At 41.5% G+C, this 15,577-nt stretch carries 18 protein-coding genes; 4 read left to right on the forward strand and 14 right to left on the reverse strand.

Annotated elements, in window-relative coordinates; genetic code table 11:
- Positions 1–96: 96 nt before the first annotated feature.
- From FLK61_RS10120 to FLK61_RS10140, 5 genes are all read right to left on the reverse strand, one after another.
- The gene (locus FLK61_RS10120; protein ID WP_176009349.1) at positions 97–1,032 is read right to left on the reverse strand and encodes an alpha/beta hydrolase; all 936 of its coding nucleotides are present in this window, start codon (positions 1,030–1,032) and stop codon (positions 97–99) included.
- 79 nt (positions 1,033–1,111) lie between these two features.
- A complete protein-coding gene (locus tag FLK61_RS10125) occupies positions 1,112–1,633 on the reverse strand; it encodes a type 1 glutamine amidotransferase domain-containing protein (RefSeq protein WP_176009350.1) in 522 nt (173 codons plus the stop codon).
- A gap of 42 nt (positions 1,634–1,675) precedes the next feature.
- On the reverse strand, positions 1,676–2,317 hold the full coding sequence (locus tag FLK61_RS10130; protein WP_176009351.1) for an HD domain-containing protein: 642 nt from the start codon (positions 2,315–2,317) through the stop codon (positions 1,676–1,678).
- 112 nt (positions 2,318–2,429) lie between these two features.
- Positions 2,430–2,576 (reverse strand): protein YhfH, encoded by a 147-nt coding sequence (yhfH, locus tag FLK61_RS10135; RefSeq protein WP_176009352.1) that lies wholly within the window; start codon positions 2,574–2,576, stop codon positions 2,430–2,432.
- Positions 2,577–2,755: 179 nt separating this feature from the next.
- Positions 2,756–3,634 (reverse strand): chemotaxis protein, encoded by an 879-nt coding sequence (locus FLK61_RS10140; RefSeq protein WP_176009353.1) that lies wholly within the window; start codon positions 3,632–3,634, stop codon positions 2,756–2,758.
- A gap of 200 nt (positions 3,635–3,834) precedes the next feature.
- On the opposite strand from FLK61_RS10140, the gene FLK61_RS10145 reads away from it, so the two are divergent.
- Positions 3,835–4,032, forward strand: coding sequence for a hypothetical protein (locus FLK61_RS10145; protein ID WP_176009354.1), 198 nt, complete (start codon positions 3,835–3,837; stop codon positions 4,030–4,032).
- A 243-nt stretch (positions 4,033–4,275) separates the two neighbouring features.
- Positions 4,276–5,931, forward strand: a complete 1,656-nt coding sequence (locus FLK61_RS10150) for an alpha-amylase family glycosyl hydrolase (protein WP_249777715.1) — start codon at positions 4,276–4,278, stop codon at positions 5,929–5,931.
- Between the two features lie 482 nt (positions 5,932–6,413).
- Here FLK61_RS10150 and FLK61_RS10155 read toward each other — a convergent pair whose 3' ends face one another.
- Positions 6,414–7,217, reverse strand: a complete 804-nt coding sequence (locus tag FLK61_RS10155) for a peptidylprolyl isomerase (protein ID WP_176009355.1) — start codon at positions 7,215–7,217, stop codon at positions 6,414–6,416.
- A 148-nt stretch (positions 7,218–7,365) separates the two neighbouring features.
- On the opposite strand from FLK61_RS10155, the gene FLK61_RS10160 reads away from it, so the two are divergent.
- Entirely contained in the window at positions 7,366–7,785 is a 420-nt protein-coding gene (locus tag FLK61_RS10160) for a YhjD family protein (RefSeq protein WP_176009356.1), read from the forward strand.
- Here the strand turns inward: FLK61_RS10160 and FLK61_RS10165 are convergent.
- Together FLK61_RS10165 and FLK61_RS10170 are read right to left on the reverse strand one after the other, a co-directional pair.
- Complete coding sequence (locus tag FLK61_RS10165) at positions 7,712–8,572, reverse strand: amidohydrolase family protein (protein WP_176009357.1); 861 nt, start codon at positions 8,570–8,572, stop codon at positions 7,712–7,714. The genes FLK61_RS10160 and FLK61_RS10165 overlap by 74 nt on opposite strands.
- The gene (locus FLK61_RS10170) at positions 8,569–9,057 is read right to left on the reverse strand and encodes a YwpF-like family protein (RefSeq protein ID WP_176009358.1); all 489 of its coding nucleotides are present in this window, start codon (positions 9,055–9,057) and stop codon (positions 8,569–8,571) included. Before FLK61_RS10170 ends, FLK61_RS10165 begins: the two co-directional genes overlap by 4 nt.
- Positions 9,058–9,166: 109 nt before the next feature.
- Here FLK61_RS10170 and FLK61_RS10175 point away from each other — a divergent pair, with 109 nt between their 5' ends.
- Positions 9,167–9,919, forward strand: a complete 753-nt coding sequence (locus FLK61_RS10175) for a hypothetical protein (protein WP_176009359.1) — start codon at positions 9,167–9,169, stop codon at positions 9,917–9,919.
- Here the strand turns inward: FLK61_RS10175 and FLK61_RS10180 are convergent.
- The 6 genes from FLK61_RS10180 to nadE are packed head-to-tail and all read right to left on the reverse strand — an operon-like array spanning position 9,916 to position 15,577.
- Complete coding sequence (locus tag FLK61_RS10180) at positions 9,916–10,839, reverse strand: DUF2207 family protein (RefSeq protein ID WP_176009360.1); 924 nt, start codon at positions 10,837–10,839, stop codon at positions 9,916–9,918. The genes FLK61_RS10175 and FLK61_RS10180 overlap by 4 nt on opposite strands.
- Complete coding sequence (locus tag FLK61_RS10185; protein ID WP_176009361.1) at positions 10,836–11,504, reverse strand: TVP38/TMEM64 family protein; 669 nt, start codon at positions 11,502–11,504, stop codon at positions 10,836–10,838. Before FLK61_RS10185 ends, FLK61_RS10180 begins: the two co-directional genes overlap by 4 nt.
- Positions 11,505–11,507: 3 nt before the next feature.
- Positions 11,508–12,665 carry an MFS transporter gene (locus FLK61_RS10190; RefSeq protein ID WP_176009362.1) on the reverse strand — a complete coding sequence of 386 codons (1,158 nt, stop codon included), beginning with the start codon at positions 12,663–12,665 and terminating at the stop codon, positions 11,508–11,510.
- Entirely contained in the window at positions 12,662–13,870 is a 1,209-nt protein-coding gene (locus FLK61_RS10195) for an EAL domain-containing protein (RefSeq protein ID WP_176009363.1), read from the reverse strand. Before FLK61_RS10195 ends, FLK61_RS10190 begins: the two co-directional genes overlap by 4 nt.
- Before the next feature lie 19 nt (positions 13,871–13,889).
- The gene (locus FLK61_RS10200) at positions 13,890–14,750 is read right to left on the reverse strand and encodes a PHP domain-containing protein (RefSeq protein ID WP_249777716.1); all 861 of its coding nucleotides are present in this window, start codon (positions 14,748–14,750) and stop codon (positions 13,890–13,892) included.
- Positions 14,747–15,577 (reverse strand): NAD(+) synthase, encoded by an 831-nt coding sequence (gene nadE, locus FLK61_RS10205; protein WP_176009364.1) that lies wholly within the window; start codon positions 15,575–15,577, stop codon positions 14,747–14,749. The genes FLK61_RS10200 and nadE overlap by 4 nt, the downstream gene beginning before the upstream one ends.

A 15,577-nucleotide genomic window follows, 5' to 3' on the forward strand; every position in this document is an offset into this window, starting at 1 on the left:
ACCCTCAATCTGTATTAAATTGGCTCTTCATAGAAGCAACCTTTTTCCTATTTTAACATAGTAGAATCTGTATAGGCTAGATGAGTTAAAAATAGTTTATTTTACAGATTGGCGCAGAAACTGCGAGATTCTTTCCATAATGATTTCTCGATAGAGACCACGTTCATTCAATAGCTGATGGCGTCCTTCCGGTAACAGCATCACCTGGATATTTTTACATTTTTTGCGAAAAAAACGAATATTCACTGGCCATTCTACTGTTGTGTCTTTCGTCCCTTGGATTAAATAGACGGGATTTTTGTACACGAGACAATTTTCAATGGAAGACTGCCATGCTTCCATTGCTAATAACCAGTCTGCATGCAACCATTTTGACTGGAGCGGATCTTTTTTTATAAAACTATGATACGTTCGATCCGCAGAATTCCGTTTGAATCGTCTTCTGCTTCTCGGACGCACTTTTCCTGCTGCTTTAATAATGCCTTTTACAAGCGTCCACCTAAACGGCATAAATAATGGTGCAACAAAAATAAGTCGATCAAATTTTATTTTGTTTTGACAAGCTGTATGGAATAGCATAGCAGCCCCCGTACTATGCCCCATTCCGATAATAGTTGTTTGCTTCACGTAGTATGTCGACGTTTCACATACATCAATGATTGCCTGCACGTACTCATCGAACGTTCGAATGGAGCCGTTCCCACCCTCTGTCATTCCGTGCCCAGGCAAATCTAAGGTTAATACATCATAACCATCCTCAAGTAGATGGTTGACGGTTTTGCTAAGTCCTCCTGCATGATCTAAATAACCATGAACGAGCACGACTAGTCCCTTTGCTTTTTTTCGCGAAAATAGTTGAGTAAAGATGCGGAAATGAGCCGACGGGACAAAGCCACATCGATAGGTATGTACCCTGTCCATATGAAAGGAATAAAAGGACAAATAGGCTAGGAGGTCTTCGTTATGTAAATGTGGGTTGCTCTCATCAAGTGATAGAGTATGCTTTTGAATATGCTCAATCCATTTTTCCATGCCTATGCTTCCTCCCTGTCACAATACATAATAAGGGAAAGGAGTTGCCCTATAGTAGGCATCCCCTTTCCACGTTTCCTTACTTTTCAATTGCTGCAACTAACGCTCGACCATATGCAGGTAGATCTGGCGGGCGTCTGCTTGAAACAATATGTCCATCCGTTACGACTTCCTCGTTTAGCCACGTAGCTCCAGCATTCGTCATATCATCTTTAATTCCTGGTGTACTTGTGACTGTTACGCCCTCTAAAATATTCGCGGAGATGAGCACCCAACCAGCATGACAAATTTGCCCTATGACTCTTTTTTGCTCGTGCATGTACGTGACCATATCAAGTACTTCTTGATAGCGTCGTAGCTTGTCTGGAGCCCAACCACCTGGCACTAAAAGAGCATCATATTCTGTAATGTCAATTTGATCAAAAGATAAATCAGATGTTACTGGCACCCCATTTTTCCCTACATATACTTTCTCTTTTTCGAGCCCTGCAATGTGAGCAATTGCCCCCTCTTCTTGCATTCTGTAGTGCGGATAAATAAGCTCGGAGTCTTCAAAATCGTCCTCAATTACGGTTAATACTTTTTTTCCTTCTAGTCTCATATGTATTCATCCTTTCCTGTTAGAGTTTAAAAGCTTCTTTTACTAGTTTCCCCTATTCCATTCTTTGTTAAACTGCTCTAAAAAGTCTAGCATAAACTGATGTCTTTTCTCCGCTTCTTGTTTGCCCGCTTTTGTTTGCATGAGGTCTTTTAGTTTTAACAGTTTCTCATGCATATGCTGGGTAGCAGTAGATGTCCCATCTCTATATTCTTCGGCAGTCATAGCGTCTCTTATCTGCTGCTTATCCTCATGCATCTTACTCCCCGTTGCTCCTGCATACATAAATGTGCGTGCAATTCCAATCGCGCCAATAGCATCGAGACGATCCGCGTCTTGAACAATTTTAGCAAGCAGTGTCTTCGGTGACTCATTTGTCCCGCCTTTAAACCCCACGGTTCGTATTGCTGTCTCGATTCTATCTTTTTGTTCTGGTAGTAGCGTTGTTTGGTCAAGCCATTGTCTAAGCGCAGCTCCCCCATCTTCTTTGGTTGCATAAAACTTCTCATCACCATAATCGTGGAGGATAGCGGTTAACTCAACTTCCGCTTTATCAGCATGTTCTATGTCTGCCAGACGTAGCGCCATGCTTCTCACTCGCTCTATGTGGGCGAAGTCATGCCCTGTCGAGTCTGATTCAAAAAATACACGTACATCATGGGTTGCTTGCTCAATCCATTTTTGCATCTGTACCACCTCCTATTAACGTAGTAAGTATACGTTAATAGGTGAGATTTCGGCAAATGTCCTTTTGCTCATAACAAAATCCCGTAGGAAATCCCACGGGATTGTAACAGATTTAGTTTGGTTTTGCCCAAATACCTTCTGTTTGACACGAATCACATTCTTGCACATATGATTCGTGCATTTCATCTAAATGTGATCCACATTTTGTACACTGCTTTGGCGGTAGGTTACGGAAAAATTCACTACTTGTCATCAACACGATAAATCGCCTCCAAATAAATTGTTTTGTTCTTAATTGTTTTCATTGTATTATAACAGTATGCAGATTACAACCTTTTGTTATAAAACAATTGTGTATTTGTGTGAATTTTTTGTTAATAGAGTTTATACAAAAAAAAGCCTGCTGCTAATGAATAGCAACAGGCTTTTTTTATGCAGTTACACATGTAGTAGTCGATCTAGGTGGTTTACGAGCATATTTACTTCTGGCTTGCTGATTTGTGCATCTGCTCCCACTGTTTCTCCTTTATGAAACAAATCTCCTGAGATCAACGAAGAGAAGATGATTACAGGTAACGATTGGAGCTCGGCATCTTCTTTAATCTTTTTAGTGAAATGATGACCGTCCATCGTTGGCATTTCGATATCAGTAATAATTCCGTCATACGCTGTAGCATTAGCTGATAATTCTTCCCACGCAAGCTTCCCATCCTCTTTAAAAACAAGATCAGAATATCCAGCTTTAGAAAGTGTGTCATGTAACAGCTGTCTTAAGATTGGGGAATCTTCCGCAATTAAGAGCTTCTTATACTGTCGATTTTCGTTTTTCGTTGTAACAGTCGCACCAGCAAGACCCGCTTCAGGCATAATATCGTAAACAACTTTTTCATAGTCTAATAATAGCACCATATTGTCTTCCATCTTGATAACGCCGATTGTTAAGTCTTGAAGACCCTGACCAAGTTGATTTGGCTTTTCAATTTGCTCCCACGAAATGCGATGAATGCGTGAGACAGAGTGAACGTGAAAGGCTACCTTCATTTGATTGAGCTCTGCTACAATCAGCTTATCAGAGCGTGGTGTATCTGATGGTGGATAGCCTATTGCTTTTGCTAAATCAATAACCGGAATGATTTCTTCACGCAGGCGAATAATACCCTCAACGTGCGGATGCGCGTGCGGCATCAGGGTAACATCCATTGGTTGAATAATTTCTCGGACCTTCATTACGTTTATACCAAATGTACCAATACCAACTTCAAAAACGATTACCTCGAGTTCATTTGTACCGCTTTCGAGTAAGATTTCTGTTTGCAACGGTCATTCTCCTTCCGCATCTATGTACTTGTACTCATATACTACCATGTCTTGCTAGTAAAATCCAGATTTTCTGCATATATTATAGTAATACAAAAGAACTATAAGTGTTCATGGATTGTTCTTGAAAGGTTATTGCAATGCCTTCTTCATTCGTTTTATAATAGAGAGGATATGGAAGTAGAATTGGAGGTCACAAAATGATGAAACGTTTTTTACCCGTTAGTGTTTTAGTCGCTATTCTTATGCTTCTTCCTACGGTTGCATTCGCAGCTGGCGGTGGTAGCGGAGATAGTAGTGGAGAATTAACTGGATTTACATTGGTAGCGTTCTCCGTACTATCTTTTGGTGTTTTAGGAATTATGGCATTTTATACGCTACGTGATCACGGTAAATAAAAATCTGTCCTCGCACTTAGTTTAGTGCGGGGCTTTTTTATTTGGTATCGAATTTAAGGAAATTCTAATGATTTAAATCGTTTATTAGCCTCATCCTCTATGACTTATCATCATCCGAGCCACTTAACTCGTGATCTTATACAATTAATTGCAACCGGTTGCATTTTTGTCTTGTCAGATGTTATCTTCCCGTATACACTTATTAAAGCAAACGTTTTCAATGATAAATAAAGGATGATGATAATGAAGCGATTATGGTATTATCCATTGCTAGCAAGCCTACTTATTGCCTGCACGGACAATGCGGCTACTAGCTCGGATGAGAATGGCGATAACACGGAACCGATTGCAATAGACGATTCCTCTAGTAACGGAGATTCAACGGACACGAGTGATACTTCTTCGACTAGTGAAAATCAGATAAACGAGCTACCTAGTATTACTCATCGCACAGTCACAGAGATGGACACACCTCTTTTAAACAGCTATCCTGAGACCGTCTATTACGAGGTATTTGTGCGTGCCTTTGCCGACAGTAACGGCGATGGGATTGGCGACCTTAAAGGATTAACAGAAAACCTAGACTATATTAAGGAGCTAGGTGCGGAAGGGATTTGGCTTATGCCAATCAATCCTTCTCCCTCCTATCATGGCTACGATGTGACAGACTACTACGGTATTAACGAAGAATACGGTACGCTCGATGATTTCAAGGAGCTCTTACGGACCGCAGAGGAAATGGACCTTAAAATTATCATGGATTACGTCGTGAATCATTCAAGCTATGATCATCCTTGGTTTATGGATGCTATTTCGAATGAAGATAGTGACTACCGTGACTGGTACATATGGGCGGACGAAGAGACGAATCTATCAGAACGCGGAGAATGGGGACAGTCTTACTGGCATGGAACAGCTCCCAATCAATACATGAGCGTATTTTGGGATCGTATGCCAGATTTAAACCTAGACAATGAAGAAGTTCGACAGGAACTCATTGATATTGGTGACTACTGGCTAAGTATGGGTGTGGATGGCTTTAGATTAGATGCCGCAAAACATATTTTCCCATCAGAAAACGAAAAAAGTGTAGCTTGGTGGCAAGAATTCCGCGCTGAAATGGAACAACGCCATGAGGATGTTTTTCTTCTAGGAGAGGTATGGGATGTGCCAGCAGTAGTCGGACCATACTTAGATGACGCGCTTCATGCTACATTTAACTTTAATTTGGCGGAAGAACTCTTGTCTGCGGCTCGAAGTGAGCGCGGATCACGCCTTGTCTCGTCACATTTAGCTGTATTAGAAAGATACGAAGAGTACTCGGACACGTATATAGACGCGACGTTTTTAACCAATCATGATATCGATCGTGTGATGAGTCAGCTTCAAGGGAACGAAGATCGTGCTAAAATGGCGGCTTCTCTCCTCTTAACTTTACCAGGCGCTCCCTTCGTTTATTATGGGGAAGAGCTCGGAATGGAAGGGCGTAAGCCGGATGAGCATATTAGAGAACCATTCATATGGGGAGAGGGAGAGAAGGAAACGGATTGGATCGCTGCTCGTCACCCATTAGAGGAAGATAAATCAGTAGCTAGTCAAATGGAAGAGGAAGGCTCTATGTGGCGTCACTATCAGACATGGATGCATCTTCGTAGACAACAAGAAGCACTTTTGACTGGAGACTTAGAGGAAGCTCCGACTGAAAATGAGAATGTCATTAGCTTTAAACGCGAGTCCGAAGATCAGTCTCTTTACGTGTATCATAATATGAGCAGTGAAGAGGTGGAAGTAGCAGATGTGAGTGGCACTCACTTTTTGTTTGCAGATAGTGATGAAGCGAGAATGGATGCGAACACTTTAATCCTCCCTCCATATTCATCCGCCATTATAGAGGAATAGTAAAAGCGGCTAAGATAAATGTGAATGACATTTGTCTTGGTCTCTTTTTTATGTGGGTGTGATTGAGTGGTTAGTCGGCTTGGTTGTTTTTGGGGAGATCGGGTTTTGGATGATACGCAGTCAGACGTGGTTTTCGCGCAGTTGTGCTTGAGATTCGCGCAGTTGTACCTCTAACTCGCGTGATCCCCCTTCAAACTTGCGCGATTATTTTCACGATACGCAGTCAGACGTGGTTTTCGCGCGGTTGTGCTTGAGATTCGCGCAGTTGTACCTCTAACTCGCGCGATCCCCCTTCAAACTTGCGCGATTATTTTCACGATACGCAGTCAGACGTGTTTTTCGCGCGGTTGTGCTTGAGATTCGCGCAGTTGCCACTCCAACTCGCGCGATCCCCCCTCAAACCTGCGCGATTACACCAACCCTCCCAAAAACCACAAAAAAAGAGGAGCCAACATAACCCATGCTGGCTCCTCCATATAACGTTACTCTACTACTTCAATTGTCTCAATAATCACTTCTTCTTCAGGGAGGTCTGCGGCCCCTGTTTCAACGGCTGCAATGTCATCAACAACATCCATACCTTCTATCACATGACCGAATACCGTGTGACCAAAGTCAAGGTGAGGTGTGCCTCCCTGTTCTAAGTAAATATCTACTGTTGACTGAGGGAATCCACTGCCTTCAAACATTTCTGCAGATACTGCGTCAGGACCTGCTTGAACGATAAAGAACTGACTACCATTCGTATTTGGTCCACTGTTTGCCATCGATAGTGCACCTTTAAAATGAGCTAATGATGGATCAAACTCATCCTCAAACGATTCACCAAAGACACTTTCTCCGCCCATGCCACTACCAGTTGGATCTCCACCTTGAATCATAAAGTTCTCGATAACTCGGTGAAAAATCAATCCGTCATAATAGCCTTCCTCTGCGTGCGTTAAAAAGTTCTCTACTGCAAGTGGCGCTACGTCAGGGAATAATTTGATTCTAATTTCCCCATAATTAGTAGTAATAATGGCCTCTTCTTCATTCTCAGCTACAGTATCCTCAAGCTGAGGATACGTTAAATTCTCTAAATCGATTTCTTCCTCCATTGCATCATCAGTAGGCTCATTGTTTCCTTCTTCTGAGGCATTGTTTGACGAATTTGTCGCTTCATTTGTCTCTTCTGTTGCGTTTGTATTGTTCGTGTTGTCCATCTCAATCGTACCTTCATTTGCCGCGTCATTACCACAAGCAGCTAATACGAAAAGTGTGCTTAATGCTATTGCTGTTTTTTTCATTTGTCCCAATCCTTTCATGCTGTTCATTACCTTCATCATTGTAAAGCTAGTTGGAAAAAATCTCAAGTGCAAGCTTTCTGATTGACATTCGCTAAAAAAGAAGTAAAATATAAAATACGAACATACGTTCTAGTTTGGAGGGAAACGTATGAAGCTCACCGAGCAAGAAGAAAACTTTATTGAAACATACATTGTCTTAACATTATCGAGAGCCGTATTAGAACGAGATTTAAAACTGGTTGATAAAAGTCCATTTAAAATAAAAGAGGCCTACGAACACCTGCTTCATCTATCTTTACAAGAGATTAGTAAACAACTCTATCAAGTTCGAATGCACCTAGAACAGCAACAAATTACGATCCAGTCCTCTACTCGTGATAAAACGTTTAGTGAATATACAGTCGTTGTTCGCAACTATGTCGTTACAATTAAGTATGTGAACGTGCAATTGCGCCAGCGTGTTCGGTTTTACTTAGAGAAGCTCTTTACAGGCTCTATTTCAGCAGATTTTTTAGCTTCGGAAAAACAGTTAGCGCATTATCGTGAAAAACCGACTCCCAATGCTTAGAAGGGATATGCTCTTTAATGAATCTCACATACGGCTCAATTGGAACGAGTGGCCAATCCGTGCCAAAAAGAAGCTTATCGTAGCTATCACAAAAAGCGAGCGCGTGTTTAAAGTGATCGAAAAAATGCGGTGTAGTAGAGATCCGTTGTACTTCTTTCTGATCACCTACAATAAGACCTGATAGATCGGCATAAACTCGTTTATTCTTATAGACGACTTCAGCTGCATCTAGCATCCAAGGATCGCCTAGATGGGCTAAAACAAAGGTTACATTAGGATGAGCAACTGCCACTTCGTCTATTGTTAGTGGATGAGCGTACTTAAGTAGCCCTCGCTCTGAATATGTATCTCCGGTGTGAAAGACGACAGGAATGTGATAATCCTCTGCCAACTTATACACTGGCTGGTAACAGCGGTCATACGCATAAAAAGGATAATAACCTAAATAAATTTTTATTCCAACTACATGATCTTGCAAAATGAGTTGCTCTAAGCGCTCTAATTCTATTGCGCCAAGCTTATATGGGTTAATGCCAGGACACAGTCCAATCGGTAAGCTTTCTTTCTTTAGCATATCAAGCTCCATTGGAGACGATGCTCGTGAATCAGGGAAGCCTTCACTTCCTTCAAGCTCTCTAAGGCCCATGCCGATAGCGCCTATCACATTGTTCTCCTTCATTTCTTTTACATAGCCACTAGGTCGGTAATCGACAAAGGATCTCTTTTTAGCTGTTTGTTTAAAGGATTCAATGTGAGAAAGATGAATGTGTGCATCAATTATTTTCATTGATTATCACGCTTTTCCTCTTCTGAGTGGGAATGCGTTAAAACGCTTTGAATAGCACGACCTCGGTCTTTTTTTCGTTTACGGAATTCTTCATACAGTTCTTTCCCCGTAAATCCCTCTTCAATTAACGTTTCAAGAAGCAAGTCTGTCACGTCGTCTTTTTGTGTAACAATCGATCCCTCTAAATGTACGACGATCTGTTCTTCTTTTAACGGGAAAACCGATGTCACTGTGCAAGATAACGTAGCAGGATCATTCGTTTTTTTTGTGATCGTCGCCTGAGACAACACCTTTTTTTGACTGAGCTTATACTCTTCAAAAAATGTTTTCCACTCCTCATGAACCACTAATTCAATTAACCAATTTTTTTGCGCTTCCTCTTTATTAATAATTAATCCATCGAGAAGTGGGACAGAGTGATTTTCAGTATGTTGGTCTTTGTTTTCAAGTAACATATCGAACGAACATAATGTAAAGGTTTTCATCAATATTTCCTCCTTTTTTTCATCTATTTCTCATACAATTCTAATATTTAGAGCTCTCTATTCATGATAAGATATTAATCAGAATCTACGTTAAATAGAGGTGATCGTCGTGAAGAAAGAAGCGATTATATATAATAGTCACGAAGCAACAGCTCGTGATTTACAAAGAAAAAAATACGGTCATACAGATCTTTTACATATAAGCGGTGCTCTAAAAAAGGGACAACTTCGAATAAGCCCAACTGCTCTAAATAGAGTTTGTGAGCAGTATGATAAGCTCACTCTGTTAACCCCACTCTCAACAGGTGACGAACTCCAGCAAGGTAACCACGTCATTAGAGAAGCATTTCTATTAGAGCTATTTACTTATTACGCAGATAAAAACGCTTGTAAATTAACGATTAAACGACAAGCTTCGATTAAACAAGTAAAGGATACAAAAAAGAGCGTAACGTCCGTCCAAGCTTGGCAGGAAGCTAGCGATGTTCATCCAGACGAACTTGCAGCAAGCTACTTTCGATTTTTACCTTTGTTTACAAAAAAGCTCATTCGTGTTCGCAATTTGGAAGAGCAGATAGAATTTCAACTAGCATTCCTTCGCCTGCCGCTTTTGACCCTTCGTCGCGAGAAGCATCATGACGATGCCTGCTTTAGCTCTTATGTTATATCAGGAGGGCTATTAACAAACAGAAAGCAACGTACATTAGGGCGCTTATGGTTCATGCGATCGAATCAAAAAGAAGGAATGGTTTATACAGCGATTACCCACTATAAACCATCCCTTCCTTGGTGGATGTACCGTTTTACGCAGGCTACCTTACACAAAATGGTGATGTGGCAGTTTAAGCGCTATAGATCTTAATCCAAACTACTATCATCTAAGGAGTATGGGGTTACCTCACCGATCGTTGCAGCTGAAAAAGCAGCATCCATATCGTCTGTAACCTTAACTCCCTCCACGCTAAGCGCGGTCACTCCCGGTACCATTGCATAAAGCGGAACGACATCCTGTCTAAGTGGAGACGTTTCACGAAGTGGAAAACGCTTGATGTAATCCTGCTTCAAACCAAGACCAATTGCCTCCACATAATCAGCTGTAAGTCCGTCTTGATCATCACTAATATCACCAAAACGCAACCGCTCCTTCTTAGCTTGGACATATTCTTTCGCAGCGCGTCCTTTTGGTGTCAGCCAAGAGGCCTGCATAGCAAGAATAAACGTACATAGAGATGCTAGTAATAGAAGAACGCCTATTAGCGTCGTAACAAACAGAGAGGCTGCACCTCCAATTAATTGGACAAAAGCGATTAACAAAAGTGGCTTCTTAATAGAATCAAACGACTGCGCAAAGCCAATCTCCTGTAAGTCCTCTTTCACCCTCTTTTCAAACACAGTCAGGTTATCTAAAAATGCTGCTCTCCCATCCTCCGATTCCGTCATCTGACGGACATTCTCAGGATAAAAGATGCCTTCCTGATTAGCTGGGAGGAGCCACTCCATGACAAAACGTTCGTGCTTTAATAGAGTTGTTTTCATATCCCCTAGTCGAAATCCTACTTGCTCCTCGTTTTTTTGAAGAACAATAGCCCCTTTTTGAGTAAGGTGCAATAAGGTTGCCGTTAAATGGTGACTAAACATCGAGCTTCCATTAACTAAGCTGCTAGATATAGCAGGCGCAATCTCTTTAATAGCAGGGCTAGCATAAGGAGCGCGAATTGTCTTCACGACGAGAAAAATCGTCAGTAACGCCGTAATAGTAAGCAATGAGACGGATACAATCATACTGATCCACTCCTTCTCTTTTTACGCAACACAGCGACTGTAGTCGCAAGTAAAAGTAGCGTTATACATATGATATAGGAGATAAGGTATGACGTAAAAGATTCTGCCCAAAGTGGTGCTACTAATAAACTTAATAGCCAAACCATTGATATATTACCGAGCGCGCTACCAATCATATAAGTGGATGTTCGCATGGGAGTTACTGCGGCAGCAACGGATATGACATTACTCGGCATAAATGGAAGGCTTCTTAAAATGATGAGCATGAGTACGCCATATGTAGTAAGTAATTCGACAACTCTGTTAGCAGTTTCCTGCCTTTTTTGCCAAAAACGTTCAACAAAACGTTGTCCTGCATACTTAGCAAGTAGATAGCAGACGCTAGCACCAATCGTTGTTGCGATTGCTGTTGCTATAAATGCTGTTGTCACGTCAAATACTAAAAAGTGGATCGTAATAATAATAAGAATAGGAAAAATGGTAATCACGTTTTGAATAATGGTGAGAGTAATGGTGAGTAAAAGCATCCAATAGCCATAGCGATCAAAAAGCGAATCTGCTAGTACCGTTGCATCCTCACTGCGTAATTCCGATATAGTATCCCACTGCGTAATAAGAACAGCTACCGTTACGACACACAATAAAAGAATCATATATTTTTTCATACGTTACGTTGCCACTTTCTTTTCTGTGTAATAGTGTCGGTAGAGAATGGAGGCAATAAATCCAATAAACGCTAAACCTGCCATGACAGCGTATAGACTCCTCACATCAAATGCTTGAATGACTGTCCCACCTATTAATGATCCAATCACCCCGGAAAGTCCAAAGAATACGGAAATGAAAAGAAGGTGACCGGTTGATTCTAGCTCACTTGGCACGAGCCTTGATACGAATTGGAAGCCGGTTAAATAGAAGGTTGCAAAGGCCAAGCCGTGCAGTGCTTGTATTGCTAGCACGTAAGAGGCATCTGGTACAATAAACATGATTCCCCAACGGATGACATATAGAAATGCGGCAAACATAATGAGTGTCAGTGGTTTAAAACGAGCAAGCCATATTGCACTTGTCGCAAAAACAATTGCCTCGGCTAATACACCAATAAACCACGCTAATCCAATTGTCGCCTCATCGGCACCGAGCTCAACGATATACAGCCCCATATAGTTATCATTCATCCGGTGCGTTAGACTAATCGATAAAATAAAGAGCAAAAACACGAGTAGCCGTTTTTCTTTTAACAACTGACCCACTTGGCTTAAATAGACTGGTTTTTTAGATGGTTCACTATCTGGAGATAGGAATGCAAACACAATCGCAATTGTTAATAATAAGGCAAACACACTATAAATGAATTCAATTCCGATAATGCTTAATAAGTACCCACTGACAAGTGAGGAGGTGGCAAAGCCTAAAGACCCCCACATGCGAATGCTTCCAAAAGACACACCGCGAGATACCGCGACTTTTTGTGCCAAGCTATCTCCAAGGCCTCCAGCCGGTGAGAGAAATGCGAAGAATAAAAAGATAATCGGAATAATTAGAAGGTATTCAGATAGTTGAAAGAGAAAAAAGCCGATAATAAGCCCTGATGTTAAACATAACAACAGAATTTTTCGAACGGTTTTCCATTTATCACTCATAAATCCCCAAAATGGTTGAGCTAAAATAGCAGCTGCTGGTCCAACCGCTAATAAAATCCCAATTTCGCCGGGTTCTAGTCCCAAATATTGAAAATAGACAGGAAGATAGCTAATAATGATTGTCATCGTAGCATGGAAGAAAAATAACGTTCCTTTTAACTTCCATGTAGCGGTTTGCTTCATTGTAACAACCAATTCTGCTCGTATAGATAAAGTGGATCTAAATCGATAAACAAATATGCTTCTTCGTTAATTGGAAACGAGTACGTGCGAATCACTTCGTTTGTTTCGATATCTCTGTATTTATCAGACAGCATGCCATTTTTATTAAAGTTCATTTCCATCACTTGATCGAGGAAATACGTACGCCAGCTCCAGTTCTTCCCTACTGCTCTATCGTCACGATCCCAGATCTCTTCATTTTTACGCCAGTTTGGTGAGAGCTGATACCCGTAGCTATCGCAAATATACATCCGGAACGATTCATGACGGAAAATAGCGGATAACTTCTCGAGTAATGCTTCTTCATTTTCTTTTTTATAGCAATCAACAACAGATCTGTCAAAACGCTTTAATAGCTTTAACTCTTTTGAGAGCCTCTTATGCTGAGAATCAATAAACGTGTTAATGCTCGCTTTTACAAGATCTTTGAATGACTCAACAGGAATACGTTCAGACGCAGGCTTTTGAAAGAGATAGCCTTGTAAATACCTGCCTCCATGCCTCCATGCCATTTGAAGCTGATGCGTATTTTGGATTCCCTTAAAGTGCAACGTTGTCCCAAGCTTACGCGTGTAAAAAGCCAACGTATCTAAAATTTCACTGTATGTAGTATACGACGTTGTTTCGCGTAAATCGGAGACATCGACCTTGATGATGTTTGGCTCAAGTGTAGAGAACTGATCTAAATGCGTGTCAGTAATGCGAACATCATCTAAAGACACCGTATAACCGCTTGCTCGCATATAGTGGAACACGTGCGTCATTTCATCTAATTCACCTTTAAAGCCTTGTAATCGTATTTCAAATACGACTTGCTGTTTTAAAAGCCCATCATTTTCAAAGCTTGCAAACAGTTGCATGAGCTCCTCAACTTTATTTAACGGTCCGAGAACTAATGCATCTACATTAAAGTGTAGCTTTGGCTTCGACTCATCTGTTAACGCCCACGCGACAGCCTGTTTGTATAATTCGCGGTCCACTTCCCATTTGTACTCAGGTGGTATCGTGGCGTCCGTAAAAAAGGGCCCTAAAGAGGTAACCCCTGATTCCCCTTCGATCCTTCCAAGTACTTCATACCCAATTACCTTAAAATCATCTGCATTAATAACAGGCTGATAATAAGGGTGAATCGTATCCATGCGATCCATTACGTATAGCGCATCCACAATTATTCCCCCCTAACAGTTAAATTCGTGATGCAAAAATCGTTCGAAAAAGTTTATCTGCATGAGCGTAGGGTAACTTAGACTCACCAAGTACTTCCCCATCTCTTCCGAACGATTCATGGTGAAAATCCGTTCCTCCTGTTTGAAAAAACGAACGCCCCGTTTTTTGTTCCGCTGATTCAACAATATGCCTAAAGCGCTCTATATCGTCTAAAGAGTGATCACGATGATACACTTCTACGCCATCGATTTCCCCATTCACAAGCCACGAGTAGATAGCAGAATCAATCTTGTAGTAAACAGGATGAGCAACAATGGCAAGTCCGCCAGCTTCATGGATCGTCGCGCAAGCTTCAGACGGAGACATTTCGTCCTCTTTTTTTACGTAGCAAGGCTTGTTATAGCCCAAATAATGTTCAAAAGCTTCTTGAACAGAAGCAACGTAGCCCTTCTCCACTAATAGCTTCGCTAAATGAGGTCGCGAATACGTACTTCCAGTCACAAATTGCTCTACCTCAGGAAGTGTGACGGACATTCCTTCCTCTTGACACTTCGAGATCATTTGCTTCATACGATCAAGACGTTTAGTACGGTGAAAAGAGAGTGTCTTTTGCAAGGATTCACTAGTAATATCAATCCCATACCCAAGTATATCAACACTCTCCCCTTCGTAGGCTGTGGAAAGTTCGATCCCTTCTATAAAGAGCATAGAGAGCGCTTCTGCTTTCTCTCTCGCAGCTGGTATAGCCTCCGTTGTATCATGGTCTGTTAAAGAGACTAGTGTCATCCCTGCATCTTTACACTTTTGCATAAGTGTGACGCTGTCATAGCCACCATCAGATGCTGTGGAATGCATGTGAAGATCAGCTCGCTCTATCACGACTGCCACCAGTAGTCAGCAGGTGTAATAGGTAACTGTCGCTTATGCTCCGTTTTCCGATATTTATCTTCTAACTTATTCTTCGCGTCTTCTTCAATCTCTTTCCCTTCTAAGTAGTCGTCGATTTGTTCGTAGGTTAGACCAAGCGCTTCTTCGTCAGCAAGCTGAGGACGATCATCCTCTAGATCAGCAGTTGGCGCTTTTTCGATCAGCTTTTGTGGTCCTTTAAGAGCTTTTAAAAGGGCTTTTCCTTGGCGCTTTGATAAGCCGAATAATGGCGTAATATCGCACGCCCCATCACCAAACTTCGTATAAAAGCCAGTTACAGCTTCAGCGGCATGATCCGTTCCTACAACTAAGCAAGAATAGTGTGCAGCTAAATCAAATTGTACCTTCATTCTCTCGCGTGCCTTTGTATTTCCTCTTACGTAGTCAGACATCCATTCTCCAGTTGCCGCGTGGAAGGAGTTATTTGACGCCTCAACTGCCGGCTTAATGTCTACGGTAATTTGTTTCGTAGGCTCGACAAACTTGAGTGCGAGCTGTGCATCGTCCTCATCTGCTTGAACACCATAAGGTAAACGTACAGCAACAAAATGATACTCTCCGTTTTCCTCTTCGTCATTTAACTCGGTGATGGCGATTGAAATTAATTTACCTGCTAGACAAGAGTCCTGTCCACCTGAAATACCGAGTACGTATCCTTTGAGTCCAGATTTTTTTAAATATGCTTTTAAAAGATTAACACGCGAACGAATTTCTTCCTCTACATCAATATGATCTTTCACCTGGAGTGCATGAATAATTTCTTTTTGTTGCGTGTGCAT

Source organism: Paenalkalicoccus suaedae (assembly GCF_006965545.2).
Classification (GTDB): Bacteria; Bacillota; Bacilli; order Bacillales; family Salisediminibacteriaceae; genus Paenalkalicoccus; species Paenalkalicoccus suaedae.

Coding starts and splice junctions, on each gene's coding strand:
- FLK61_RS10120 (WP_176009349.1), bottom strand. CDS start 1,032: ATGGAAAAATGGATTGAGCATATTCAAAAGCATACTCTATCACTTGAT.
- FLK61_RS10125 (WP_176009350.1), bottom strand. CDS start 1,633: ATGAGACTAGAAGGAAAAAAAGTATTAACCGTAATTGAGGACGATTTT.
- FLK61_RS10130 (WP_176009351.1), bottom strand. CDS start 2,317: ATGCAAAAATGGATTGAGCAAGCAACCCATGATGTACGTGTATTTTTT.
- FLK61_RS10145 (WP_176009354.1), top strand. CDS start 3,835: ATGATGAAACGTTTTTTACCCGTTAGTGTTTTAGTCGCTATTCTTATG.
- FLK61_RS10150 (WP_249777715.1), top strand. CDS start 4,276: ATGAAGCGATTATGGTATTATCCATTGCTAGCAAGCCTACTTATTGCC.
- FLK61_RS10155 (WP_176009355.1), bottom strand. CDS start 7,217: ATGAAAAAAACAGCAATAGCATTAAGCACACTTTTCGTATTAGCTGCT.
- FLK61_RS10160 (WP_176009356.1), top strand. CDS start 7,366: ATGAAGCTCACCGAGCAAGAAGAAAACTTTATTGAAACATACATTGTC.
- FLK61_RS10165 (WP_176009357.1), bottom strand. CDS start 8,572: ATGAAAATAATTGATGCACACATTCATCTTTCTCACATTGAATCCTTT.
- FLK61_RS10170 (WP_176009358.1), bottom strand. CDS start 9,057: ATGAAAACCTTTACATTATGTTCGTTCGATATGTTACTTGAAAACAAA.
- FLK61_RS10180 (WP_176009360.1), bottom strand. CDS start 10,839: ATGATTGTATCCGTCTCATTGCTTACTATTACGGCGTTACTGACGATT.
- FLK61_RS10185 (WP_176009361.1), bottom strand. CDS start 11,504: ATGAAAAAATATATGATTCTTTTATTGTGTGTCGTAACGGTAGCTGTT.
- FLK61_RS10190 (WP_176009362.1), bottom strand. CDS start 12,665: ATGAAGCAAACCGCTACATGGAAGTTAAAAGGAACGTTATTTTTCTTC.
- nadE (WP_176009364.1), bottom strand. CDS start 15,577: ATGCACACGCAACAAAAAGAAATTATTCATGCACTCCAGGTGAAAGAT.